This is a genomic window from Peptoniphilus catoniae (assembly GCF_901447155.2).
Taxonomy (GTDB): Bacteria; Bacillota; Clostridia; order Tissierellales; family Peptoniphilaceae; genus Peptoniphilus_E; species Peptoniphilus_E catoniae.
Window position 1 is genome coordinate 83,814 of the sequence record NZ_LR588413.1, and the last position, 25,140, is coordinate 108,953.

The 25,140-nt window shown below is 30.6% G+C and carries 25 protein-coding genes; 23 read left to right on the plus strand and 2 right to left on the minus strand.

Going from position 1 to position 25,140, the window contains the following annotated elements; all coding sequences use genetic code 11:
• Window positions 1–6 precede the first annotated feature (6 nt).
• The 3 genes from PEPCATONIAE_RS00625 (at window position 7) to PEPCATONIAE_RS00635 (ending at window position 3,077) form a co-directional block, all read left to right on the plus strand.
• Window positions 7–1,524 carry a YifB family Mg chelatase-like AAA ATPase gene (locus PEPCATONIAE_RS00625; protein ID WP_138158851.1) on the plus strand — a complete coding sequence of 506 codons (1,518 nt, stop codon included), beginning with the start codon at window positions 7–9 and terminating at the stop codon, window positions 1,522–1,524.
• Window positions 1,521–2,603, plus strand: a complete 1,083-nt coding sequence (gene dprA, locus PEPCATONIAE_RS00630) for a DNA-processing protein DprA (protein ID WP_138158853.1) — start codon at window positions 1,521–1,523, stop codon at window positions 2,601–2,603. Before PEPCATONIAE_RS00625 ends, dprA begins: the two co-directional genes overlap by 4 nt.
• 111 nt (window positions 2,604–2,714) lie before the next feature.
• Window positions 2,715–3,077, plus strand: a complete 363-nt coding sequence (locus PEPCATONIAE_RS00635) for a hypothetical protein (protein ID WP_138158855.1) — start codon at window positions 2,715–2,717, stop codon at window positions 3,075–3,077.
• A gap of 47 nt (window positions 3,078–3,124) precedes the next feature.
• On the opposite strand, the gene PEPCATONIAE_RS00640 is transcribed toward PEPCATONIAE_RS00635, so the two are convergent.
• Window positions 3,125–4,369 (minus strand): hemolysin family protein, encoded by a 1,245-nt coding sequence (locus PEPCATONIAE_RS00640; protein ID WP_138158857.1) that lies wholly within the window; start codon window positions 4,367–4,369, stop codon window positions 3,125–3,127.
• 201 nt (window positions 4,370–4,570) lie between these two features.
• Between PEPCATONIAE_RS00640 and sufC the strand changes: the two genes are divergently transcribed.
• The 19 genes from sufC (at window position 4,571) to PEPCATONIAE_RS00735 (ending at window position 23,746) form a co-directional block, all read left to right on the plus strand.
• Entirely contained in the window at window positions 4,571–5,329 is a 759-nt protein-coding gene (gene sufC, locus PEPCATONIAE_RS00645; RefSeq protein WP_138158859.1) for a Fe-S cluster assembly ATPase SufC, read from the plus strand.
• Between the two features lie 39 nt (window positions 5,330–5,368).
• Window positions 5,369–6,748: a Fe-S cluster assembly protein SufB gene (gene sufB, locus PEPCATONIAE_RS00650; RefSeq protein ID WP_138159412.1), complete on the plus strand. Its 1,380-nt coding sequence runs from the start codon at window positions 5,369–5,371 to the stop codon at window positions 6,746–6,748.
• A gap of 8 nt (window positions 6,749–6,756) precedes the next feature.
• Complete coding sequence (locus PEPCATONIAE_RS00655; protein ID WP_138158861.1) at window positions 6,757–7,821, plus strand: SufB/SufD family protein; 1,065 nt, start codon at window positions 6,757–6,759, stop codon at window positions 7,819–7,821.
• A complete protein-coding gene (locus PEPCATONIAE_RS00660) occupies window positions 7,811–9,046 on the plus strand; it encodes a SufS family cysteine desulfurase (protein ID WP_138158863.1) in 1,236 nt (411 codons plus the stop codon). Before PEPCATONIAE_RS00655 ends, PEPCATONIAE_RS00660 begins: the two co-directional genes overlap by 11 nt.
• Window positions 9,036–9,464 carry a Fe-S cluster assembly sulfur transfer protein SufU gene (gene sufU / locus PEPCATONIAE_RS00665; RefSeq protein ID WP_138158865.1) on the plus strand — a complete coding sequence of 143 codons (429 nt, stop codon included), beginning with the start codon at window positions 9,036–9,038 and terminating at the stop codon, window positions 9,462–9,464. Before PEPCATONIAE_RS00660 ends, sufU begins: the two co-directional genes overlap by 11 nt.
• A 25-nt stretch (window positions 9,465–9,489) precedes the next feature.
• Window positions 9,490–9,885: an RrF2 family transcriptional regulator gene (locus PEPCATONIAE_RS00670; RefSeq protein ID WP_138158867.1), complete on the plus strand. Its 396-nt coding sequence runs from the start codon at window positions 9,490–9,492 to the stop codon at window positions 9,883–9,885.
• Window positions 9,886–9,892: 7 nt separating this feature from the next.
• Entirely contained in the window at window positions 9,893–11,026 is a 1,134-nt protein-coding gene (locus PEPCATONIAE_RS00675) for a cysteine desulfurase family protein (protein ID WP_138158869.1), read from the plus strand.
• Between the two features lie 6 nt (window positions 11,027–11,032).
• On the plus strand, window positions 11,033–12,280 hold the full coding sequence (locus tag PEPCATONIAE_RS00680; protein WP_138158871.1) for an AI-2E family transporter: 1,248 nt from the start codon (window positions 11,033–11,035) through the stop codon (window positions 12,278–12,280).
• A gap of 82 nt (window positions 12,281–12,362) precedes the next feature.
• Window positions 12,363–14,990 carry an alanine--tRNA ligase gene (gene alaS / locus PEPCATONIAE_RS00685; protein ID WP_180339329.1) on the plus strand — a complete coding sequence of 876 codons (2,628 nt, stop codon included), beginning with the start codon at window positions 12,363–12,365 and terminating at the stop codon, window positions 14,988–14,990.
• 46 nt (window positions 14,991–15,036) lie between these two features.
• Complete coding sequence (locus tag PEPCATONIAE_RS00690; protein ID WP_138158875.1) at window positions 15,037–15,285, plus strand: IreB family regulatory phosphoprotein; 249 nt, start codon at window positions 15,037–15,039, stop codon at window positions 15,283–15,285.
• 9 nt (window positions 15,286–15,294) lie between these two features.
• Entirely contained in the window at window positions 15,295–15,753 is a 459-nt protein-coding gene (gene ruvX, locus PEPCATONIAE_RS00695; RefSeq protein ID WP_138158877.1) for a Holliday junction resolvase RuvX, read from the plus strand.
• A gap of 8 nt (window positions 15,754–15,761) precedes the next feature.
• A complete protein-coding gene (locus PEPCATONIAE_RS00700) occupies window positions 15,762–16,001 on the plus strand; it encodes a DUF1292 domain-containing protein (protein ID WP_138158879.1) in 240 nt (79 codons plus the stop codon).
• Window positions 16,002–16,021: 20 nt separating this feature from the next.
• A complete protein-coding gene (locus PEPCATONIAE_RS00705; protein ID WP_138158881.1) occupies window positions 16,022–16,483 on the plus strand; it encodes a Fur family transcriptional regulator in 462 nt (153 codons plus the stop codon).
• A complete protein-coding gene (locus PEPCATONIAE_RS00710; RefSeq protein ID WP_138158883.1) occupies window positions 16,473–18,137 on the plus strand; it encodes a ribonuclease J in 1,665 nt (554 codons plus the stop codon). The genes PEPCATONIAE_RS00705 and PEPCATONIAE_RS00710 overlap by 11 nt, the downstream gene beginning before the upstream one ends.
• A gap of 39 nt (window positions 18,138–18,176) precedes the next feature.
• A complete protein-coding gene (locus tag PEPCATONIAE_RS00715) occupies window positions 18,177–18,827 on the plus strand; it encodes an O-methyltransferase (RefSeq protein WP_138158885.1) in 651 nt (216 codons plus the stop codon).
• On the plus strand, window positions 18,820–20,052 hold the full coding sequence (locus PEPCATONIAE_RS00720) for a peptidase U32 family protein (RefSeq protein ID WP_138158887.1): 1,233 nt from the start codon (window positions 18,820–18,822) through the stop codon (window positions 20,050–20,052). Before PEPCATONIAE_RS00715 ends, PEPCATONIAE_RS00720 begins: the two co-directional genes overlap by 8 nt.
• 139 nt (window positions 20,053–20,191) lie before the next feature.
• Window positions 20,192–20,962 carry an SDR family oxidoreductase gene (locus PEPCATONIAE_RS00725; RefSeq protein ID WP_138158889.1) on the plus strand — a complete coding sequence of 257 codons (771 nt, stop codon included), beginning with the start codon at window positions 20,192–20,194 and terminating at the stop codon, window positions 20,960–20,962.
• Window positions 20,963–21,194: 232 nt separating this feature from the next.
• Window positions 21,195–22,730, plus strand: coding sequence for a ribonuclease Y (gene rny / locus PEPCATONIAE_RS00730; protein WP_138158891.1), 1,536 nt, complete (start codon window positions 21,195–21,197; stop codon window positions 22,728–22,730).
• Between the two features lie 41 nt (window positions 22,731–22,771).
• Complete coding sequence (locus tag PEPCATONIAE_RS00735) at window positions 22,772–23,746, plus strand: tyrosine recombinase XerC (RefSeq protein ID WP_138158893.1); 975 nt, start codon at window positions 22,772–22,774, stop codon at window positions 23,744–23,746.
• Between the two features lie 285 nt (window positions 23,747–24,031).
• On the opposite strand, the gene PEPCATONIAE_RS00740 is transcribed toward PEPCATONIAE_RS00735, so the two are convergent.
• Window positions 24,032–24,331 (minus strand): LysM peptidoglycan-binding domain-containing protein, encoded by a 300-nt coding sequence (locus PEPCATONIAE_RS00740; RefSeq protein ID WP_138158895.1) that lies wholly within the window; start codon window positions 24,329–24,331, stop codon window positions 24,032–24,034.
• 178 nt (window positions 24,332–24,509) lie between these two features.
• Here PEPCATONIAE_RS00740 and lexA point away from each other — a divergent pair, with 178 nt between their 5' ends.
• Window positions 24,510–25,127, plus strand: a complete 618-nt coding sequence (gene lexA, locus PEPCATONIAE_RS00745) for a transcriptional repressor LexA (protein ID WP_138158897.1) — start codon at window positions 24,510–24,512, stop codon at window positions 25,125–25,127.
• Window positions 25,128–25,140: the final 13 nt, after the last annotated feature.

Here is a 25,140-nt window from a genome sequence, read left to right on the forward strand (position 1 = left end):
GTATATATGTATTGTAGCTTAAAAACCTGCTCGCTTGAAGGACTGGAAGGGAATTTAATAGATGTTGAGGCGGATTTAAGCAATGGTCTACCGAAATTTATTATAGTAGGTTTGCCCGATACAGCTATTAAGGAATCTATAGAAAGAGTTAGGTCGGGAATCAAAAACAGCGGCTTTGAATTTCCTCTAAAGAGAATAACTATAAACTTGGCACCTGCAAATTTAAAGAAGGATGGATCTCAGCTGGACCTTGCTATTGCAATGGCAATTTTAGGAGCTAGCGAGGAAGTTCAAGACATAGACGAAGACTATATATTTTTAGGGGAACTGTCATTAGATGGGGGAATCAATCCAATTACAGGTGCTTTGGCTATGATTATTTCTCTTAGAGAACAGGGGTTTAGAAAATTTATAGTTCCTGAAAAGAACAAAATAGAATGTTCATTAATTAGAGATGTGGAAATATACCCTGCAGACTCATTAAGAGGGGTTGTTGAGCATGTAAATAAGGAAAAGCCCATAGAGAGATACATAGGACAAATTGAATATAAAGATGATAGTTATGATTTAGATTTTTCTGATATAAAAGGGCAAGCTTTTCTTAAAAGATCCTTGGAGGTATCAGCTGCAGGAAAGCACAATATTCTTTTAATAGGAGTCCCGGGAAGTGGCAAATCTATGGCAGCTAAAAGATATGCCACTATTTTACCAAAGTTAAGCTTTGAGGAATCTATAGAAGTTACAAAAATTTATTCTGTAGCAGGGCTCTTAAAAGAAAACAATTTGATGATAAACCCTCCTTTTAGATCGCCACATCACACTGCATCATCTGTATCTTTAATAGGAGGAGGAAGAATTCCAAAGCCGGGTGAAATATCCTTGTCTCACAACGGAGTTTTATTTTTAGATGAGTTATTGGAGTTTCCTAAATCAGTATTGGAAGTTTTAAGACAGCCACTTGAAGATAAAACTATAAACATTGCTAGAGCTAATGCGAGCATTTCATATCCTGCGAATTTTATCTTACTTGCTGCAACTAACCCCTGCCCCTGTGGATACTATGGAGATCCTCACCATGAGTGTACTTGTAGTGTTTCTCAAATAGAAAGATATATGTCAAGAGCGTCACAACCGCTGTTAGACAGAATAGACATACACGTAAAAATAGATGCTGTAGATTATAAACATTTGGCAGCTGATGAAAAATCGGAGTCATCAAAAGATATAGCTAAAAGAGTTGCAGAAGCTAGAGAAATACAAAAAGACAGATATAAGAATTTAAACATTAATTACAATTCAGACCTAAGGGAAAATCAGGTTAACATATATTGCAGGTTAGATAAAGAATGTAAAAAAATCATGGAATTAGCATTTAACAAGTATAGATTTTCTGCAAGAGCATATAATAAAATCCTTAAAGTATCAAGAACAATAGCAGATCTTAGCGGAAATAAAGAAATAGAGAAAGAAAATATACTTGAAGCGATTAGGTACAGATCCCTTGACTTAAAGAGGTTAGTATGAATTATAATGAATTTTTATTAAACCTAAACTTTTTAAATTTTGAAAACATACAAATTGAAAGGCTTGAAAAGACTTTATTAAGCCTTGAGGTAAGTTATGAGGACTTTTTAGATAAATACGAAAGGTATGAAGATAAAATAAGTCCCGGAATAATCAAAATGTTAAAAAATTATAAATATAGTATAGCGGATAAAGCTTATGAATATTGTGAGAAAAAGGATATAAAAATATATTTTCAAGATGATCCTCTATATCCTAAGTACCTTTTAAACATCGATGATTCACCTAAGCTTATTTATGTTAAAGGTGACATTGCAAAAACTTGGGATGTAGGGGTAGCAATAGTAGGAGCCAGAAAGCACTCGGATTATGGCAGAGTGGTTGTAGATTCCATAGTAGATTATTTAAGTGATTATAATGTTGCAATTATAAGTGGTATGGCCTATGGGATAGACGCTGTATCTCATATGAGAGCAATAAAAAATAACATAAAAACTATAGGGGTTTTGGGAAACGGAGTAGATGTTGTATATCCATTGAAAAATAAAGATATATATAATAAAATTTTGGAGTATGGAGCTATAGTAAGCGAGTATCATCCAGGATCAAAAGCCATGCCTTATAGATTTCCCCTTAGAAATAGAATAATATCAGGACTTAGTGATATTGTAATAGTTGCAGAAGCGAGAAAGAGAAGCGGATCTTTAATTACAGGTAGAATTGCCGCAGAACAAGGAAAAGAAGTTTTTGCGGTTCCAGGTAACATAAATTCCATATATTCTGAAGGAACTAATAAATTAATTGCAGATGGGGCTTCTATACTAACTGAAATAAATGACCTTAGTATTTATCTTCCTTCAAAAAATAAAAGTACTTCCATCCTTGATGAGTCTAATTTGGGAAATGATGAATTAAAAATATTAAGGGAAATAGAGAATGGGACAGAGGATATTAATCTTATTTCCATAAATCTTAAGGAAGATATTGCAACAGTAAATTCTATACTTACAATACTTGAAATGAAAGATTTAGTTGAAATAAGCGGTCAAAAAGTAGCGCTTAAGGTTAAAATTTTATAAGGCATATAATCTCATAAAGCAAAGTAAATTAAGCGTAAAAAAAAGATTTATATTTTGTTAAGTTTCACCATACATTTTAAAATTTATGTTATAATTTTCGCGGGAGGACTTATGAAAAAGATTATTTTTGATTTACATCCGCTTGCAATGTTTTCACTGTCATGTGAAGCATATTCTCTTTATTATAAGCGTAAATATAACAAAGAAATATTTGTATATACCAGAAAAAAAGATAAATACATACGCGTAGATAATGACCGTGATAAACAAAAACTTAGAAACAGAGTGATGACATTAATCGATTTAGGCGAAGTTATAGATGAGATACCATTTGATAGTGAAATAAGAGTTCAGCCCATTGACGAAAGTTATGAAGAAGACGAAATATTACAAAATATAGTTGAGGAATTAGGGGATAGCGTCAATTGGAAAAACTCTAATCTTAAAATAATAGAAGTAGAAGATTGCAACTAATTTCGATAATTTGAATTAAACTGACTAATAAAAAACTGATACTTAAATTATAATTTAAGTATCAGTTTTTCAATTCTATTTCTTTTACTACTTGATATAGTAAAATTTAAGTTATCAATAAGCAATTTTTCGCCAGTTTTTGGGAATCTGTCAATTTTTTCTATAATGTAACCAGCTATTGAGTCGATTTCTTCAGAGAACAAGTTAGTATTGAAAGCGTGATTAAAATCATCGAGATTCATTGAGCCATTAATAATATATTCATTTTTACCGATTTTTATAAAGTCTTCATCCTCATCTTCATCATACTCATCTGAAATTGAACCTACTATTTTTTCAACTAGGTCTTCCATTGTAACCATACCCTCAGTTCCACCAAATTCATCATTAACTATTGCAACAGAAGTTTTGTTACGCCTCATTTCGTTAAAAAGCTTTCCAATAGGTTTAAACTCGTAAGTGTAGAGAACAGGTTTTAAAATGTCGATTTTATCCTTCAGCAGCTCTCCCTTTTCAAAAGAAATTAAATCTTTAACATGAAGTATTCCAACTATATTATCAAGATCCTCTTCATAAACAGGCATCCTTGAAAATGCTTCAGATTTTACAACATCAACTATCTCTTCATAAGAAGAATCTATATCTAAGGTTACCATGTCAGTTCTTGCTGTCATTGCATCCTTTGCCATTAACTCTTTAAAATCCATAACATTTTCAATAAACATAGACTCTTCTTCATTAATAATTCCTTCCTCAATTCCTAGAGAAACAGCATCTATAAGTTCATACCTTGTCATTAAAGGTTCCTTATAATTTTTACTTCCACCTACTACTCTTATTAATCCTTTAGAAATAAATTTTAAAAATTTTACAAAAGGAGAAAAAATACTGGTTAAAAAACTCAAAGCTTTAGCTCTTTTAAAAATTATTTTTTTATATTTTTGTTTTCCAATAGATTTAGGAACAATTTCCCCTAGGACGATTATTATAAAAGGAGCTAAAAAGCCTGCAATAACAAGCCCCTTAAAGCTATGTTTTGAAAACAAGATTAGACCTATAAGGATTGATACTAAAGAATTGGCAAAATAATCAAAAACTAAAACTGTTGAGAATAATTTATCACTCTTACTTAGATCCTTTACTATTTTATAAATTTGCTCGGACTTTTCTTTATATCCTTCTATTTCAAATTGAGTAATAGATAAAAAAGCACTTTCAATCATAGTAAACTCAAAGGAAAGAATAATTGAAATCACCAGTAGAACTATAACTATCGAAAAATAAGAATCCATAATACACCTCAACTTTATTAATAGATATAATAATATATTTTTAAAAAATTAACAATAAAAGATAAGCATTATATTCTTAAGTTAATATTTTAGTAAATAAATTTATATTAATTTAATCATTTATATATTTTAAGCTTTGTGATATAATCTAAAAGAATTAAATCCGAGCAAATTTGTATGATTTGACAAAAGGAGTGTAAAATGAGTAAAGAATTATTAAAAATAGAAAATTTATCTGCCTATGTAACAGAAGATCAAGACTTAGAAATATTGCACAATATTAATCTTAATATTAATTATGGAGAAGTGCATGTAATTATGGGTCCAAATGGGTCTGGTAAAACGACCCTTGCTAATGTAATCATGGATAATCCTGAGTATTCCTTGAAAAGTGGAAAAATTTATCTTGATGGTGAAGACATAACTGAATTAAGTACTGATAAGAGAGCACGTAAGGGATTGTTTATGAGTTTTCAAGCACCTATGGAAGTTTCAGGGATAAGTGTTGAGAACTTTATAAGGACAGCTAAATCTTCAATTGAAGATAAAAACATACCAATTTTAAAATTCAAGAAGGAATTAAAAGCTGAAATGGAAAAACTTGAGTTTGATGAATCTTATGCCAGTAGATATTTAAACCAAGGATTTTCAGGTGGAGAAATGAAGAAAAACGAAATTCTCCAAATGCTCATGTTGAATCCAAAGCTTGCAATTTTAGATGAAACGGATTCAGGTCTTGATGTTGATGCTACAAGAGTTGTAGCTGAAGGTATATCAAGATTTATGAACAAAGATAAGGCGGTTCTTATTATTACACACCACAGGGAATTAATTAAAAATATACACCCTGATTATGTTCACGTAATTGTAGATGGAAGAATAGTAATGACAGGAGACGACAGTCTTGTTGATAAAATAGAAAAAGATGGATTTAATTGGATAAAAAAAGAGGTGGAATAATTGTCAGATAGAATTAAAAAGAAAACTCATATAGATGATATGGACAGAGGCATCTATGACATAAAAAACAAATTCACCTATAAGTCAAAAACCGAACAGGGCCTTACGGAAGAAATAGTAAGACAAATTTCAAAGGAAAAAGGCGAACCGGAATGGATGCTTAACTACAGACTAAAGGCTCTTGAAATTTTTAATAGTAAAGAAAATCCTGTATGGGGTCCTGACCTAACTGAAGTTGATATAAATGAAATAACGACTTATATACGTCCTGATGCAGAGCTCACAGACGATTGGAGAAATGTTCCCGAAGAAATAAGAGATACTTTTGACAAGCTTGGCATTCCTGAAGCAGAAAAAGACTATCTTTTATCAGGAGTAGGGGCCCAATATGATTCCGAGGTTGTCTACCATAACATTCAAAAATATTTATTGGATCAAGGAGTTGTTTATGTAGACTTTGAAACAGGGCTTAGAGAATATCCTGAGATTGTAAAGAAATATTTTGGAAAATGCATAAGTCCTAATTTACACAAATATGCAGCTTTACACTATGCTGTGTGGAGTGGGGGATCTTTTGTTTATGTGCCTAAGGGAGTCAAGGTAGATGTTCCTCTTCAATCATATTTTAGATTGAATGCACCTGGAGCAGGACAGTTTGAACATACTTTAATAATTATTGAGGATAATAGCTATTGTCACTTTATAGAAGGTTGTTCAGCTCCTAAATATAATATGATTAATCTACATGCAGGAGCAGTTGAATTATTTGTAGGTGAAAATTCAACTCTTAGATACTCAACTATAGAGAACTGGTCAAAAAATATGTATAACTTAAATACTAAAAGAGCAATTGTAGAAAAAGATGGAAAAATAGAATGGATATCAGGATCCTTTGGATCAAGAGTGTCTATGCTATACCCTGCATCAATTTTAAAAGGAGAAAGAGCATCAAGTGAATATGTAGGCATATCATTTGCGGGTGCCGAGCAAAATATAGATACAGGAGCACAAGCCATACATCTTGCACCTCATACTAAATCAACAGTAAACTCAAAATCAATTTCCAAAGCAGGTGGTAAAGCTATTTATAGGGGCCTTGTTAAAATAGCAAAAGAGGCTACTGATTCTAAAGCAAGTGTTTCATGTGAATCTTTAATGCTGGATAATTTATCAAGATCAGATACCATACCTGTAATAGATATAAAAAATAAGAATGTTGACTTTGGGCACGAAGCTAAAATTGGTAAAATATCCGACGAAGTAATATTCTATTTAATGAGTAGAGGAATACCTGAAAGCGAAGCAAAAGCAATGGTAGTAAGAGGATTTGCAGAGCCTATAGCTAAAGAGCTTCCTATGGAATATGCAGTTGAAATGAATAATTTAATTAACTTGGAACTAGAAGGATCAATCGGTTAGGAGGAACTATGAATTCAACGGTTGTAACAAATAAGCTTACATTTAAAACTTTTAATTATTTGAATGTTAATGATTCTAAAATAGAGCTTCCTGAATTAAAAAATATCAAGCTTAGTATAGAATCTGATAAGGCTGATGATTTTTTAAATAGAAATTTTTATAAAAATGAAAAAGAAGAACTTCCAAAAGATATTTTAGATTTAAACAGAAATAATTGTAATCTCTTTAAGATTCATAAGTCAAATACAGAAAATTCCACAAGTAAAGTAATTATTAAATCTGATGACATTAGTAATCAAGTAATAGACTCTCACTACGTGGTAAGTGAAAAAGATGAGACATTAAATCTTATTTTAGATTATGAGAGTAGTGGTAATATTGAAAAATTTAGAAGCTCATTAATAAAAATATATGCAAAAGAAAATTCAAAAATCAATGTTTTCATTATACAGAATGAAGACAATGAGCATACATCAATTGAAACTATATATGTCAACATACAAGAGGGAGCAAGTGTAAATATTCATCAATTTGAGTTAGGGTCAAGTAAACTTTATACTTATCTTCAAAGTGATTTAATGGGGGAACATTCTAATTTTAACGTAAATTCAATTTATTTTGGTTCAGGTAGTAACGAAATAGATATGCTGTATAATGTCTTTCATTATGGAAAAGATAGCAAGTCCAATATTGTTGTAAATGGGGCCTTAAAAGATAAATCTAAGAAAATATTCAGATCTACTCTTGATTTTAAAAAAGGCTCATCATTTAGTACGGGTTCTGAAGAAGAATATGCAATACTACTTGATGATGATGTTGAGTCTATTTCTGTACCGGTGCTTTTGTCACATGAAGACAATGTTGAAGGCAATCATGCAGCGAGTGCTGGTAATGTAGATGATGATTTAATGTTTTATATTATGAGTAGAGGATTTGATGAAGAAAGCTCCAAATCAATTATTATACAATCTAAGTTTTCAAGTGCAATAAATAGTTTAGAAGATGAAAACTTTAAAAAAGTAATTTGGGATAGGGTTTTTGAAAAAGTTAGGGGTAGTAGAGATGTTAGATAAAAAAACAGTTGAAAAAATAAGATCTGATTTTAAATTTTTGGAAGAGGACGATAATTATATATATTTTGACAATGGTGCTACGACTCAAAGACCAATTCAAGTAATAGAAAAAACCGCTGACTTTTATAAAAAATATAATGGTAACCCTCATAGGGGAGCTCATTTTTTTGCAATTAAATCAACCGAGTTTTATGAAGAAGGTAGAGAAAAAATTTCAAAGTTCATAGGAGCAAATTCTTCAAATGAAATAATTTTTGTAAGGAATGCTTCAGAGGCCTTAAATCTTGTTGCTTATTCTTGGGGATTAAACAATTTAAAGCCGGGAGATGAGATACTTCTTTCTATTATGGAACATCACTCAAACTTAGTCCCTTGGCAAATAGTAGCAGAAAAGACAGGAGCAAAACTCAAGTTTCTTTATTTAAATAAAGATAGGCAAATAGAAGATAAGGATTTTGAAGATAAGCTAAGTAAAAACACAAAGATTTTTACAATAACAGCAGCATCAAATGTTCTTGGAACTATGCCTAATGTAAAAAGATATATAAAAAAGCTTAGGGAAGTTTCCCCGGATGCTATTAGTATCGTAGATGGGGCACAATATGTTCCACATCACAAGATAAATGTAAGAGAATTAGATTGCGATTTTTTAGCATTTTCAGGGCATAAAATGCTTTCCTCAATGGGAATAGGTATATTGTATGGTAAAGAAGATATTTTAAATTCAATGCCTCCGTTTTTATCAGGAGGAGATATGATTGAATATGTATATGAAGACAGAACATCTTATTTATATGCGCCTCAAAGATTTGAAGCGGGGACTGCAAATGTAGGCGGGGTTGTGTCACTTTCAGCAGCAATTGATTATATAGATAATATAGGTATAGAAAGTATTTATGAATATGAAAAAAAATTATGTGAATATGCTTATGATAAAATGAAAGATTTACCATATCTAGATTTATATACTACGCCGATAAAAGATAAATCTCCTGTAATAGCTTTTAATTTTCATGATGCTCACCCTCATGATGTAGCCTCTATACTTGATTCATATAAAATAGCTGTAAGATCAGGTCATCACTGCGCTCAACCTTTACACAGATACCTTGGTATAAATTCGTCATGTAGAGCAACCTTTGCATTTTACAATACCTTTGAAGAGATAGATACCTTTATAGAGCATTTGGAAGATGTTAGGAGGTTAATGAAAATTGAATCTTAATGAAATATATACTGAAGTAATTTTAGAACAAAGTAGAAATAAAAGAAACAAAAGAGATTTAGATAATCCAACTGTCAAGGAACTTGGGCACAACCCATCATGCGGAGATGAAATAACCTTACAGCTGAAAGTAGACAATGGCAAAATAGAAGATGCTTCCTATACAGGTACAGGGTGTGCAATTTCACAAGCCTCTACATCTATTATGGTTGATAGAATTAAGGACCTTTCCTATGAAGAAGCTTTAAAGCTTGCTAATGATTTTATAGCCATGGTCAAGGGAGAAGTTAAGGATGAAAAAACCTTAGAAGAACTTGGAGATGCTGCAATTTTTGAAAACATACAGAATCTCCCTGCAAGAGTAAAATGCGCAGTTTTACCTTGGTATACTTTAAAAGAAATTATAGAGAAAAAATAAAAAGTTTTATAAAGGTGGTGATTTAATGAAAATATCAACTAGAGGAAGATATGGATTAATGGCCATGTATAGTGTTTTTCAAAACTATGGAAAAGGACCTATATCAATTAATGAAATCGCAGAAAAAGAACATCTTTCAGTAGCTTATCTGGAACAGCTTTTTGCACTTTTAAAAAAAGCTGGTCTTGTAAAGTCTATAAGGGGAGCATTTGGAGGTTATGAGCTTACTAGAGATCCATCAAATATCAAAATAAAAGAAATCTTAAATGCGCTGGAAGATGACATAGCTTTATCATGCTCGGTTATGAGCAATAAACCTGAATGTAGAAATCTAGAAGAGTGTGCAACAAAAGACATATTAGACAAACTTCAAATTAAGATTGATGCTGTACTGGACTCCTTAACTCTTGCAGATATGTGAGGTCGATATGGAAATTTATTTAGACAATGCGGCTACCACTAAAATAAAAGATGAAGTTTTTGAAGCTATGGAGCCTTATTTAAAAGAAAATTATGGGAACGCTTCATCTATTTATTCCTTAGGTAAAATATCAAGAAATATAGTAGAGGAGTCCAGAGATAAAGTTGCGGAAATATTAGGATCTAAACCTGAAGAAATTTTTTTTACATCAAGTGGAAGTGAGGCTGATAACTGGGCTATAAAAGGTAGAGCCTTTTACATGATAGATAAGAACAAGCATCTTATTACAAGCCCTATTGAGCATAAAGCTGTACTTGAAAGTATGAAATATCTAAAAAAATTCGGTTTTAAAATAGATTATGTAAAAGTTGATAAGGAGGGATTTGTAGATCTTGATCATTTAAAAGATTTAATAAAAGAGGATACTTCTCTTGTATCCATTATGTATGCAAATAATGAAATAGGAACTATTGAACCCATTAAAAAAATTAGTAATATTTTAAAAAATAAAAATATAGCTTTTCACGTAGATGGTGTCCAGGCATTGCCTGGTATTGAATTTAATTTAAAAGACTTAGATGTGGACCTTTTTAGTATTTCCTCTCATAAAATAGGAGGTCCTAAAGGAATAGGTGCTTTATATAAAAAATCTGGAATGAAAATAGATAATCTTATTCATGGTGGAGGACAGGAAAGATCTAAAAGAGCAGGGACTGAAAATGTAGCCTATATAGTCGGTTTTGTCAAAGCCTTAGAAATACTTGACAGAGAAAAAAGTAAAAACATCAAGAGAGTAAAAGGAATGAGAGATTATTTTTTAGATAAACTTTTAAAACTTAACGGCGTTTATCTTAATGGCCCAATAGAAAATAGGTTGCCAGGGAATATAAATATTTCTATAGATAATATAGATTCCCAGTTTTTATTGATTCTTTTGGATAAATATACTATATTTGCCTCCAGTGGAAGCGCTTGTAATGCAGGAAGTATCGCCCCTTCTCACGTACTTAAAGCCATAGGAAGAAGTGATGAGCTTGCAAAAAACTGTTTAAGAATTACTATTGGGGAGAATAATAATATGAATGAAATTATTCAAGGGTCTGATATAATAGTAGATACAATAAATTCATTAAGAGGTTAAAATTATATGAATACAATTAAACTTACAGCTGATGAGTTTAATAAGCTCTCACCGGGATTTCTTTCAACTTTAAGAAGCGTACTTGTTGCAATGCTTTTGTTTTTGATTATTTATTATCTTATAAATATAGGAAATAGATACATTGACAGATCAAGACGTATTGAAATAGATCTTATAAATATAATAAGAATATTTTTAGTTATTGTATTTCTTTATATAGTAAAGATTATTTTTAATAAATTTCCTATTATAGCTGATACATTTTGGGCAATGATACTGGCAATAGTTATTTCTTTTGCAATTAATCCAATAGTTACCTATTTGGAAAAGAAAAATATAAAAAGAGGCTATGGAATAATCATTATATATATAAGTGCCTTATTAATATTTACAATTTTGCTTGTAATAGTAATACCAAAGACCGTATCTGAAATGTCTAATATTATTCTTAGATTGCAGGACGCCTTTGAAGTTTTAAATTCTGAGGCTTTAAAACTAAATTCATATATAAAAGATATTTTTAGTTATGATTTGCCTACATATGTAGATTCTAAAAAAATATTTGATTCTATACAAAAATCTATTACTGACTATATTATAGAATTTCAATCTCAGGCACTATTTAAAATTAGAAATTTGGCAACAAGCGTGGGAGGATTGGTTTCAAAAATTATAAGGTTTGCTCTAATATTTATTTTCACCTTTTATTTTACCATTGATAAGAATAAATTTAAGGCAAAAGTAGTAAGGGCTCTACCAGAAAAACATAAAGCTGATATTTTGTATATTTCAAATAAAATTAATCAGGCTCTTCTTGATTTTGTTAAGGGAAGAGTACTCATGGCTGTATTTGTAGGCCTTATAACCATGATTTATTTATTGATATTAGGCGTAGATTTTGCAATAGTAATAGGAATTATTACATGTATAGCGGATATAATTCCTTATATAGGTCCTTTTTTAGGATTTTTACCAGCAGTATTGTTTGCTTTTATAGATTCTCCAACGAAGGCTCTTTGGGTTTCGGTTTTATTTGTTTTAGTACAATGGGCTGAAAATAATATACTTGGGCCAAAACTTTTAAGCAATAAAACAGGGCTTAGTCCTATTTTGATTTTAATCTCCATAATAGTTGGAGGGGCAACTATGGGTGTTTTCGGTATGATTTTTTCAGTACCTATAGCATCTATTATAGTTATATTAATAGATTTTGCGAAATTAAAGTATAATGAAAAGAATAAGAATGTAGTCTAATTGACAAATTATGTCATTTTAATTATAATTTGAGTAAGGTATCTCCTCCCAAAATGGGAGGAGTTTTAAGGTGAGGTGCAGTGTGAAAAGATTAAAATTACATGATATTAGGACAGCTTATTTAGAATTTTTTAAATCAAAGGGACATTTAGTCCTGCCAAGTTTTTCCTTAGTTCCAAAGGGGGATAAATCTTTGCTTCTTATAGGTGCGGGAATGGCGCCTATGAAAAAATATTTTACAGGGGAATTAACACCTCCTTCTAAAAGAGTGACTACTTGTCAAAAGTGCATTAGAACAGGAGACATAGAAAATGTAGGTAAGACAGATAGACATGCTACTTTTTTTGAAATGTTGGGGAATTTTTCTTTTGGTGATTATTTTAAAAACGAAGCTATTGAATGGGCTTATGAATTTTTAACAAAGGTACTTGAAATAAACCCTAAAGATATATGGGTTAGCGTATATTTTGAAGATGATGAAGCTTTTAATATCTGGCACAATAAAATAGGGATACCTGAAGAGAAAATAGTTAGACTTGGAAAAGAAGATAACTTTTGGGAACTTGAAGTAGGCCCGTCAGGTCCTTGTTCAGAAATTTACATTGACAGGGGAGAAGATTATGGTTGCGGAAGTCCTGACTGTAAACCTGGTTGTGAATGTGACAGGTTTATAGAGGTTTGGAATCTTGTATTTACTCAATTTGATAAAGATGAAAATAAAGTTTATAATCCTTTAGATCATCCCAATATAGATACAGGTATGGGTCTTGAAAGATTGGCAACTATTTTACAGGGAACAGATAATATATTTGAGATAGATGCTATAAAGGAGATAATTTACTTAATTACTAAAAAAGCAGGCTACAAATACACAAGTGACAGTAAACTTGATGTATCTGTTAGAGTGATTACAGACCATATAAGGGCTATAACTTTTATGATTTCCGACAATATAAGGCCTTCAAACGAAGGTAGAGGTTATGTTCTTAGAAGGCTTATAAGAAGAGCTTCAAGACACGGTAGGCTTCTTGGAATCAAAGGAGGTTTTTTATCTGAACTTTCAGAATTTGTTATAGACTCCTGGGGCCAAGATTATTATTCTGATTTAAAAGATAACAAGGAAACTATAATGAAGGTTATTAAAGCTGAAGAGGAAAAATTCCTTGAAACTTTGGAATCAGGCATGGAGATACTGGATTCATATATAAATTCAATGAAAAATAATAATGAAAAAATTCTTAGTGGAGAAATTGCTTTTAAATTATATGATACTTATGGATTTCCAGTAGATTTAACAGAAGAAATATTAAATGAAAAAAACATGTCCATTGATATGGAAGCATTTAAGTCTAATATGGAAGAGCAAAGGCAACGAGCAAGGGAAGCAAGGCATGATAATACAGATTCTGGATGGTCAAACTTATCTGATGAAAAAATTTATGAAAATTTAGAATCTGAATTTGTAGGCTATGAATATAATAAAAGTAAATCAAATATTATTTTTATAACTAAAGACGATAAAGAAGTTGAGAATTTATCTGAAGGACATAGAGGTATAGTTGTACTCGATAAGACACCTTTTTATGGAGAAAGTGGAGGTCAAGTGGGAGATACAGGCATAATCTATTCAGATGATTTTAAGCTTAGAGTTTTAGATACTAAAAAGATTCATAATGATTTAATTATTCATATTGTAGATGTTGAAGAAGGGACTGCAAGAAAAACGGCAGTTAATGCAGAAATTGATGCGGCAAGAAGAAATAATATTAGAAAAAATCACTCAGTTACACATTTATTACACAAGGCTTTAAAAGAAGTTTTAGGAGATCATGTAAATCAAGCCGGATCTGAAGTTTTAGATAAATCAATGAGATTTGACTTTACTCATTATGAAGCTATAAAAGATGAAGATTTGGAAAAGATAGAAAGAATAGTAAATGAAAAAATTTCTGAATCTCTTAAAGTTAAAACTGAAATTAAACCATTGAAAGAAGCATATGAGTCAGGAGCAATCGGTCTTTTTGAAGAAAAGTACGGAGAAAAGGTTAGGATTGTATCTATGGGAGATTATTCTACAGAATTATGTGGGGGTACTCATGTGAATAATACTTCAGAAATTCAAATGTTTAAAATTCTTTCAGAAAACGGAATTTCATCAGGAGTAAGAAGAATTGAAGCTATTACGGGACCTGTTGTATATGATTATCTAAATAATCTTGAAAAGACAAGAAACCAAAGCGCTGCTTTGTTAAAATCCAGTAAAGAAGAGATTGTTAATAAAATTGAACATTTAACTAAGTCTTTAAAAAATTATGAGAAAGAAATTAATCTTCTTAAACTTCAGACTGCAAAAGACGAGATATCTAAAATTATTAACAAGGTAAGAAGTATAAACTCAATAAATTATGTAACATATAAGTTTAATGGAGTTGATCTTGATACATTGAGAAACCTTGCAGACCTTGTAAGAAACAAACTCGATTCTGTTGTTGTTGTTTTTGCAACTGAAAATGATGGAAAACTTAATTTTGTATGTGCAGTTTCAAAGGACCTTGTATCTAAGGGTATTAATGCAGGTAAAATAGTAAAGGGAATTGCTAAAATCGCTGGTGGAGGCGGAGGCGGAAGACCTGATATGGCGACGGCTGGTGGAAAAGATTTGTCTAAAGTTGATGAAGCCCTTTCAGGTATAGAAAATCTTTTAAATTAATTTTGTTATAGAAAGTTCTATGATATAATTAACGTGGAGGTTAATTATGGATAAAAATTATGAAACACAAGTATTTGAAAAACAATATTTAGAATCTGAAAAATATAGGAATATGCTAAAAAGTATATATGATTCTTTAGAGGAAAAAGGATATAATCCAATTGATCAAATTATAGGATATATACTATCTGGAGACCCTACTTATATAACAAGTTATAATAATGCAAGATCCATAATTCAAAAGATAGAAAGAGATAATTTATTGGCGGAACTATTAAAATCGTATTTAAAATAATGAAGTGAGATGGTGTTTCCATCTCACTTGCACATTAAAGATAAGTTAGGTTGTGATTGTATTAGAATTTTAGGATTAGATATAGGAGATAAGTGGATAGGTGTATCTATTAGTGATGAGCTTTTATTTATTGCACAACCTCTTGTAACAATTAAACGTGAATCTAATGAACAGGTCTTTAGTGAAATTAAAGATATTATTGATAAATATAATATTGGAAAAATTATTGTAGGTCTACCGAAAAATATGAATAATACAATAGGTCCGCAATGTGAAAAGGTTAGAAAATTTGCCACAAAGCTTGAAAACGAATTTAACATTAAAGTGGGTTACGTAGATGAGAGATTGACTACTATTTCTGCAAATAGAGTCTTAATGGAAGGTAAAGTTAGAAGAGAAAACAGAAAAAAACACATAGATAAAATTGCGGCGACTTACATTCTACAAACTTATTTAGATAGTAACTAGGAGGAAAAATGAACAAGCAAATTTTTTATGACGAAGAAGGAAATTCTGCTGAATTTGACATTAAGGCAAAGTTCGGCATTGATGATAAATATTATGTGGCAATGCAAAGAATTGACGATGAAGAGAACTTAATCTATTTACTAAGAATAGAAATCGATGATGAAGGCGAGGAATATTTAAAAGGAATAGATGATGAGGAATTAAAAGAGGCTCAGGAAGCCTATGAGGAATTGATTTCTGAAAAATAATATAGATAAAGGGGTGGATTATGAGCTCAAGTAGGGAATATATCAAGCAAGTGCTTAAGGAAAATGGACATAAATTTACTAATCAAAGATCGAAAATTTATAATGTATTTTTAAATAACCCGGGAGAGCATTTATCTACTGAAGATGTTTACGAATATGTATCTGAAGAATCTCCAGAAATTGGTATTGCAACCATATATAGAACACTTATGCTTTTTGAACAACTTGGAATTCTATATAAAATTAGTTTTGATGACGGTGTCGTTAGATATGAAGTTAAATCATCTAATTCAAAACATAGACATCATCATTTAATTTGTTTGAACTGTTCAAGTATTACTGAAGTGAAATTAGATTTATTAGATTCTTTGGAAGAAAAAATCGAGAAAACTGAACATTTTACTATAATTGATCATAATCTTAAGTTCTACGGATATTGTGAGAAATGCCGCAATAAAAAGGAGAAAGATAATGAAAAATAGTAATAAGTTAAAAATTATTCCCCTTGGAGGTATGCACGAGGTAGGGAAAAATTTGACTTTGATAGAATATCGTGATGAAATAATTATAGTAGATTGTGGTATGACATTTCCTGGAGAAGAACATCTTGGAATTGACATAATAATTCCAGATGTATCTTATTTAATCAAAAATCAAGAAAAGATTAAGGCTTTGGTTTTAACACACGGACACGAGGACCATATAGGGGCTATACCTTATGTTTTGAAAAAGATAAAGATGCCTATTTATGGAACACCTCTTACAATAGGACTTTTGGAAAATAAATTAAAGGAGCATCGTTTGGGTAATGTTGACCTTAATGTTGTACATGCAGGAGATAATATAAAATTTGGTAAAATGGAAGTTGAATGGATAAGAGTAAATCACTCAATTCCTGATTCGTGCGCCATAGCAATTAAAACACCATTGGGATATGTTTATCATTCGGGAGACTTTAAAGTTGACTTTACACCTATTTCCGGTGAGAAAATTGATCTTAAGAGAATATCTCAGATTGGAGAAAAAGGTGTTATTGCAATGATAGGAGAATCTGTTAATGTACTTAGGGAAGGCTATACAATGAGCGAATCCAAAGTAGGAGAAACTTTTAACAGATTATTTTCTCAAAAGAAAGATAACAGACTTATAATAGCTACCTTTGCATCAAATGTTCATAGGGTGCAGCAAATAATTAATTCTGCAGAAAAATATAATAGAAAAGTTGTTTTATCCGGCAGGTCAATGGTTAATGTTATAGAGACAGCTAGAAAATTAAATTACTTAAATGTTAAAAAGAATACTATTATTGATATAAAGGATATAAATAAATATGATGATAATGAGCTTGTTTTTATAACAACAGGTTCACAAGGAGAACCGATGTCGGCTTTAACTAGAATTGCTTGCGGGGAACATAGAAAGATACACTTAACTAAAAATGATGTGGTTATACTTTCCGCTACACCTATTCCAGGTAATGAAACGGATGTAACAAAGGTAATAAATAAATTACTGGAATCTGGGGCAGAGGTTGTGTATGAAAGTTTAACAGAGATTCATGTTTCTGGTCACGCCAGACAAGAAGAGCTGAAACTAATCCTTACTCTTGTGAAGCCCAAGTACTTTATACCGGCTCATGGTGAAATTAGACATTTGTTTAAACATGCTGAAATTGCTGAATCTTTGGGGGTAAAAAAAGAAAATATATTTATAATGGACAATGGAAATGTACTTGAGATTTCACAGAATGGCGCTAAATTCATAGGGGACGTTCCATCAGGAGAAATACTTGTAGATGGGCTTGGTATAGGAGATGTAGGCAATATAGTTCTAAGGGACAGAAAACATTTATCTGAAGATGGGCTTATAATTGTAGTTCTTGGAGTATCAAGAGAAAAGAAAAAGATTGTATCAGGGCCTGAAATTATTTCAAGAGGTTTCGTATATGTAAGAGAATCAGAAGATTTAATGGAAGAGGCTAAAGGAGTGGTTCAGTTAAGTCTTGATAAATGTTCATCTGAAGATATATTTGATTGGTCATCACTTAAAAATACTATTAGAGACGATTTAAAGGGATATTTATTCCAACAAACCAAAAGGAACCCTATGATATTACCTATAATTATAGAAATTTGAAAATTGGAATCGAAAGATTCCTTTTTTTACGAGGTAAAAATGACAAATATTAACTATGAATATATTGAAGGCTATATTAAAAGTTTAAATTTTGAAGAAGATCCCAAAATTTTATCTATGAGAAATTATGCTAAGGAAAATTCTATACCTATAATTGGTACTGAAACGGAAGAATTTATAAAATTTTTAGCATATATGAAAAACTCTGAGAAAATTCTTGAGCTTGGTACAGCTATTGGATATTCTTCTATAATTTTAGCAAAAGCTTCAAAGAATTTAAAAAAATTAAAAACAATAGAAATAAATAAAGAAATAGTAAAAATAGCAAATAAAAATATAGAGGATTTTAAATTATCAGATAAAATTAAAGTTATTAATGAAGATGCATATTTATATCTACAGGATGAAAAAGAGGTTTTTGATTTAATTTTTATAGATGCAGCAAAGGGACAGTATCAAAAATATTTTGACTTGGCGATTAGGTTGCTTAATAGCAATGGAATAATTATATGTGATAATGTTTTGTTTAAAGGCATGATTGCAAGTGACGATTTGATTAATAAAAGGGCAAAAACAATAGTAAAAAGGTTGAGAAAATTTTTATTAGATATAAAGTCAAATAATAGTTTTATTTCATCAATAGTTCCTATAGGAGACGGAATTTTATTAGTTAGGAGGAAAAATGACTAAAAAAGTTGAGTTATTAGCACCGGCAGGTGACTTAAATAAATTAAAATATGCTATAGACTATGGAGCTGATGCGGTATATTTAGGAGGAGAGAGTTTTGGATTAAGAAAGGCATCAAAAAACTTTAATATCGATCAAATAGCAAAGGGAGTAAAATATGCTCATGACAGGGGTAAAAAAGTACATGTTACCCTAAACATTATCCCTCACAATAAAGACATAATAGGGGTAGGTAACTATGCAAAAAACCTTTATGATATAGGAGTGGATGCCGTAATAGTTTCTGATCCGGGAATGTTTACAAATATTAGAGAATCAGCTCCAAACTTAGATATTCATATTTCAACTCAAGGTTCTGTTACAAATTCTCAAACAGTCAAATTTTGGGCTAATCAAGGCGCTAAAAGAGTAGTCCTTGCAAGAGAGCTATCTTTGAAGGAAATAAAAGAAATTGTTAGAGATTGCTCTAACTTAATTGAGATAGAAACCTTTCTTCATGGTGCTATGTGTATGTCTTATTCTGGTAGATGCTTATTGTCAAATTACATGACAGGTAGAGATGCCAATATGGGAGATTGTGCTCAACCCTGTAGATATAAATATTATCTTGTAGAAGAAAAAAGACCGGGAGAATATTTTCCCATAGAAGAACACGAAGAAGGTTCTTTTATAATGAATTCAAAAGATTTGTGCATGATAGAGCACATCGATGAGCTTATAGAAGCTGGTATAAGCAGTTTAAAAATAGAAGGAAGGGTAAAGAGCGAGTATTATTTAGCGACAGTTATTAGATCTTATAGAATGGCTATAGATGCTTATTATAATAATCCTCAATCATACAGGTATGATCCGGCACTTTTAGAAGAAATAAAAAAAGTAAGTCACAGAGATTTCACCACAGGATTTTTCTATGGTAAGGCAAATCAGGACTCTCAAGTATATGAAAATAATTCATATATTAGGGGTTATGATTTTATCGGAATAGCATTGGACTATGATAAAGATACACAAATAGCGACTATAGAGCAAAGAAATAGAGTTTTTAAGGGAGAAAATATAGAAATCTTTGGGCCAGGAGTTAAATATTTTAATCAAACCATTGATTTTATGACGGATGAGGACAACAAAGATATTGAAGTTGCAAATAGGGCAAAACAAATATTTAAAATAAAAACTATAAATGAAGTAAAACCTGGATTTTTACTAAGAAGAAAATCTAATATTTAATCTTAAAAGATAACATCAATAGATGTTATCTTTTCTTTATTTAGAATATACTATTGATAGTGACATAATTAATAATTAAAGCTTATAAAATTATATTATAGCTAAGTTTTAAATTTTTGATAAAAACAGGAGGATAAAAATGGCATTTTCAATGAATGGTAAGAATGTTTTAATAACAGGCGGGGGAAAGGGGATAGGTAAATCAATAACTGAAACCTTTTTAAAAGAAGGCGCGAATGTTGTTTTTTCAGGAAGAAACGTTCAAACTGGGGAGAGCACAGAAAAAGAATTTTCAACCTATCCTGGAAAGATAAAATTTATAAAATCTGACGTATCGTTAGAAGAAGATACAAAAAAATTATTTAAGGAAACAGAAAAATTCCTGGGTTCTATTGATATAGTTGTTTTAAATGCAGGATACTTTCCACAAAAAAGAATATCTGATATGTCTTCTGAAAACTGGGATGAAGTTATAAATATCAACTTAAAAGGAGTTTTCCTAAACACAAAGGAAGCTATGAATTATTTAAAAACAGGAGGGAGCATAGTCATAACATCTTCAATTACAGGAAACAGAGTGGGAAATCCCGGACTTTCTCACTATAGTGCTGCTAAAGCAGGAGTAAACGGATTTATGAGAACGGCAGCTCTAGAATTATCAGGTTTAGGTATAAATATTAATGCAGTAGAACCTGGAAATATAATGACCCCGGGAATGGAAAATGTTTTAGGAGAAAAATATATAAAAGATCAAGAGTCTATAATACCTTTAGGTAAGTTAGGTAAACCTGAAGATATTGCTTATGCTGTAATATTTTTAGCATCTGACGAAGCAAAGTATATTACCGGACAAAGTATAATAGTAGATGGTGGTCAGATTTTACCGGAATCAGCACTTGATCTTAAATAGTTCACAAATTAAAATTTAGATAAATTTTATTCAGGACTTATTATTTAAAAATATTTAAAATAATAGGTCCCTTTATGTATGCAATCATTTTATGAAATTTTATAAAAAATTAACCACTTTATGCCTTTCTTGACTTATCTTTTTAAAAGATATAAAATAATTCTGTACAAGTTTATATTGAAATATGTAATTATAAAATTGGAACTTGAAAATTAAATAAGGAGGTGTATGAATGTTACAGATTATAATTGCGATCATTGTCAGCCTTCCAATAGGCTTAGCCATTGGATATGCTGTTAGAAAATATATTAGCGAGGGTAAGTTAAATGATGCTAATAATTTAGCGACAAGAATAATCACAGATGCAGAACATGAGGCTGAGTCTAAGAAAAGAGAATTACTACTTGAAGCTAAGGAAGAAATTCATAGACTTAGAAGTGAAAATGATAGGGAAACAAAGCAGAGAAGAAAGGAACTCCAAACTCTTGAAAATAGAGTTGTTGCAAGAGAAGAGTCTGTTGAGAGAAAAATTGTATCTCTTGAGAAGAAAGAAGAAAAACTTAGCTCTAAGCTGGATGAAGTTAAGGAAAAGTATGCTAAAGCCGAAGAACTTGTTGAGTTAAGGGATCAGGAGCTTCAAAAAATTTCTGGACTTACTGCTGATGAAGGTAAAAAACTTTTACTATCTGAATTGGAAAGAGAAATTACTCAAGAATCTGCATTGATTATTAAAGAAAATGAAGCAAGAATTAAAGATGAAAGTAACAAGTATGCGAGGGATGTTATTGCCCAAGCTATTCAAAGATGTGCAGCGGATCAAGTTGCAGAAAGTACTGTGTCTGTTGTTAATCTTCCTAACGATGAAATGAAGGGAAGAATAATAGGCAGAGAGGGTAGAAATATAAGATCTATTGAAGCGCTAACAGGTGTTGATTTAATAATTGATGATACTCCTGAAGCTGTGGTTTTATCTTCATTTGACCCTGTTAGAAGGGAAATTGCAAGAGTTGCTTTAGAAAAACTGGTTTCTGATGGTAGAATTCATCCTACTAGAATTGAAGAATCAGTTGAAAAAGCTCAAAAAGAAGTAGATGTTATGATTAAGGAATCTGGAGAACAAGCAGCTTATGATGCTGGAGTTCATGGACTTCACCCTGAGCTTATTAAATATTTGGGTAGACTTAAATATAGGACAAGTTATGGTCAAAATGTTTTAAAACACTCTGTTGAGGTTTCGAATATTGCTGGTATATTAGCCAGTGAGATAGGAGCTGATGTTAAGTTAGCTAAAAGAGGCGGACTTCTTCATGATATAGGTAAAAGCATTGATCATGAAGTTGAAGGCCCTCATGTTGATCTTGGTGTTGAACTGGCAAAAAGATATAGAGAACCAGCCACAGTTATTGACGCTATAGAATCTCATCATGGAGATACAGAACCTAAATTTATCGAATCAATTTTGGTTCAAGCAGCTGATGCTATATCTGCAGCAAGACCGGGTGCGAGAAGAGAAACTGTCGAATCTTATATAAAGAGGCTTGAAAAACTTGAAGAGATTGCAACTTCATTTAATGGAATTGAGAAATCATATGCTATTCAAGCTGGTAGAGAGATTCGTATAATAGTAAAACCTGAAGAAATTTCAGAAGCTGAAATTACTTTGACTGCAAGAAAAATTGTAAAAAGAATTGAGAATGATTTGGATTTTCCAGGACAGATAAAAGTAAATGTCATTAGGGAAACTAGAGCTGTTGAATATGCCAAATAAAAAACCTGTTTAATACGGGTTTTTTATTTATAGGAGGAAAAATGATAAAAAGTAATTTATTAGATGATTTTATATCTTATCTTAGTACTTCAAGAGGCACCTCTGAAAAAACCAACAGAGAATATTATTATGATATAAGAACTTTTTTTAGATTCATTCTAATTAGAAAATCAATAGTCAAAGAATTCGAGATAGAAACCGAAAAAGATGTTGATATTGATCTTATGGACTTAGATGTTATTAAGTCTATTGATAAAAGAGATGTCTATGCTTATATATCTTATTTAGATAAGAATAGAAAAAATAATAATAAAACAAAATTTAGAAAAATATCATCTGTAAGAACTTTTTTTAATTATTTGGCTAATAAAGTAGACTTAATTGAATATAATCCAGCTAAAGATGTAGATATGCCTAAGATAGAGAAGACCTTACCAACCTATTTAACACTGGATGAATCATACAGGCTTCTTAAAGAAATAGAAAATTCAAAATCCCAAGATAAGTATAAAGCTAGAGATTTTGCTATAATCACCATATTTTTAAATTGTGGAGTAAGACTAAGTGAACTGACAGGTCTTGATATTAATGATATTAGAGATAATGATACAATGGTTGTAACTGGCAAAGGTTCAAAGCAAAGATCCATATATCTAAATAGGGCTACTAAAGAAGCAATAAACAATTATCTTTTATATAGACCTAAATCTAAAGATGAGGCTTTATTCTTATCAAATAGAAATACTAGAATCAGCAATAGACAAGTTCAAAGAATGGTTGAAAAATATATAACAAATGCCGGCCTTGATCCCAATAAGTATACAGTGCATAAATTGCGTCATACGGCAGCTACTTTAATGTATCAATATGGAGATGCAGATATAAGGTCTTTACAAGAAATTTTAGGTCATGAGTCCGTTACAACAACTCAAATATATACTCATATTGATAATAAATCATTAAGAGAAACTGTTGAGAATAATCCGTTATCCGATTATGAATTCAAGGAAAAATAAATATTTTTAATAGCTTATATAAAATAACTAAATATAAATTTTAAATTTAAATATTATATGTTCAGTCTTAAAAGTTATAAGTTAAACAATTAATAGTGGATTATAAGATTTAAAATTTATATTTACAAACGCTTATACTTAATCCGATAATAAGAACTAGAATTAATGTCTTAACAAAACTAAACAGTTGAAATATAGATATTTAACTGAAACTGCGACCATATAAAAATAGTCACAAAATTATTATTTTGTGACTATTTTTATGTCCATTAATCTGTATTTAAATTACTTACTCTTAACTTCACCGGGTATTTTAAGAACTGATCCAGGCTTAATATTATCCCCTATTTGATTAACTTCTTTTATTAAATTAATATAATCCCTTTTGTCAATTTTAAATCCATATTCATCTGCAATAGTCCATAAAGTATCCTTCTCAGAAACTATATAGTAAGAATAATTTGAATCTGGCTTAGGCAAATAATAATTAGTTAAGTCTACTATATTAAGACCTGTCAAAAAAATAAAAATGAAAATTAAACTTATAATTGCCTTTTTCTTTTTTATATATATTTTTCTATTCATAAAATCACCTCATAAATAAATATATGTTCTAAATGTATGTTCGGAATATATGTTCTGTATATAAGATAAACTAAGAACATATATTTGTCAATAGATTTTTCAAATAAATCAAACATTTGTTTGAAATGCTTGTTCTTTTTTGTTATACTTAAACAAATAATATATGGAGGAGATTTTTATGTACGAAAATTTAAATAGTCGAGAAATAGATATTTTACTTTTTATAAAACGTTTTATTGAGTCTAATGGTTATCCTCCCACAGTTAGAGAAATATGCACAGAGCTTAATATAAAAAGTACTTCTACGGTACACGGAAGTATGGAAAAACTTGAAAATAAAGGATATATTAAAAAAGACCCTACTAAACCTAGGGCAATAGAAATATTGGATAGTAATAATGATTTGCTTTTAACGAAAAAAAAGACTGTAGATATACCTATAGTAGGTTGCGTCACGGCCGGGATGCCTATCTTAGCCTATGAAAATATAGAGGATACCTATCCCCTACCCTTAGAGTTTACACAAGATAAAGATTTATTTATTCTTAAAGTTCGTGGAGAAAGTATGATTAATGCAGGTATTTTAGATGGTGATTATGTAATTATAGAAAAGACGGATTTTGCGAGAAATGGGGATAAAGTTCTTGCTCTTATTGAAGATGAAGCTACTATTAAAACCTTTTATAAGGAAGATGGCATATATAGGCTTCAACCTGAAAATGATTCTATGGAGCCTATATATGTGTCTAATTTAAGTATACTTGGTAAGATAGTTGGACTTTATAGGACGATGTAATTATCTTAAACCT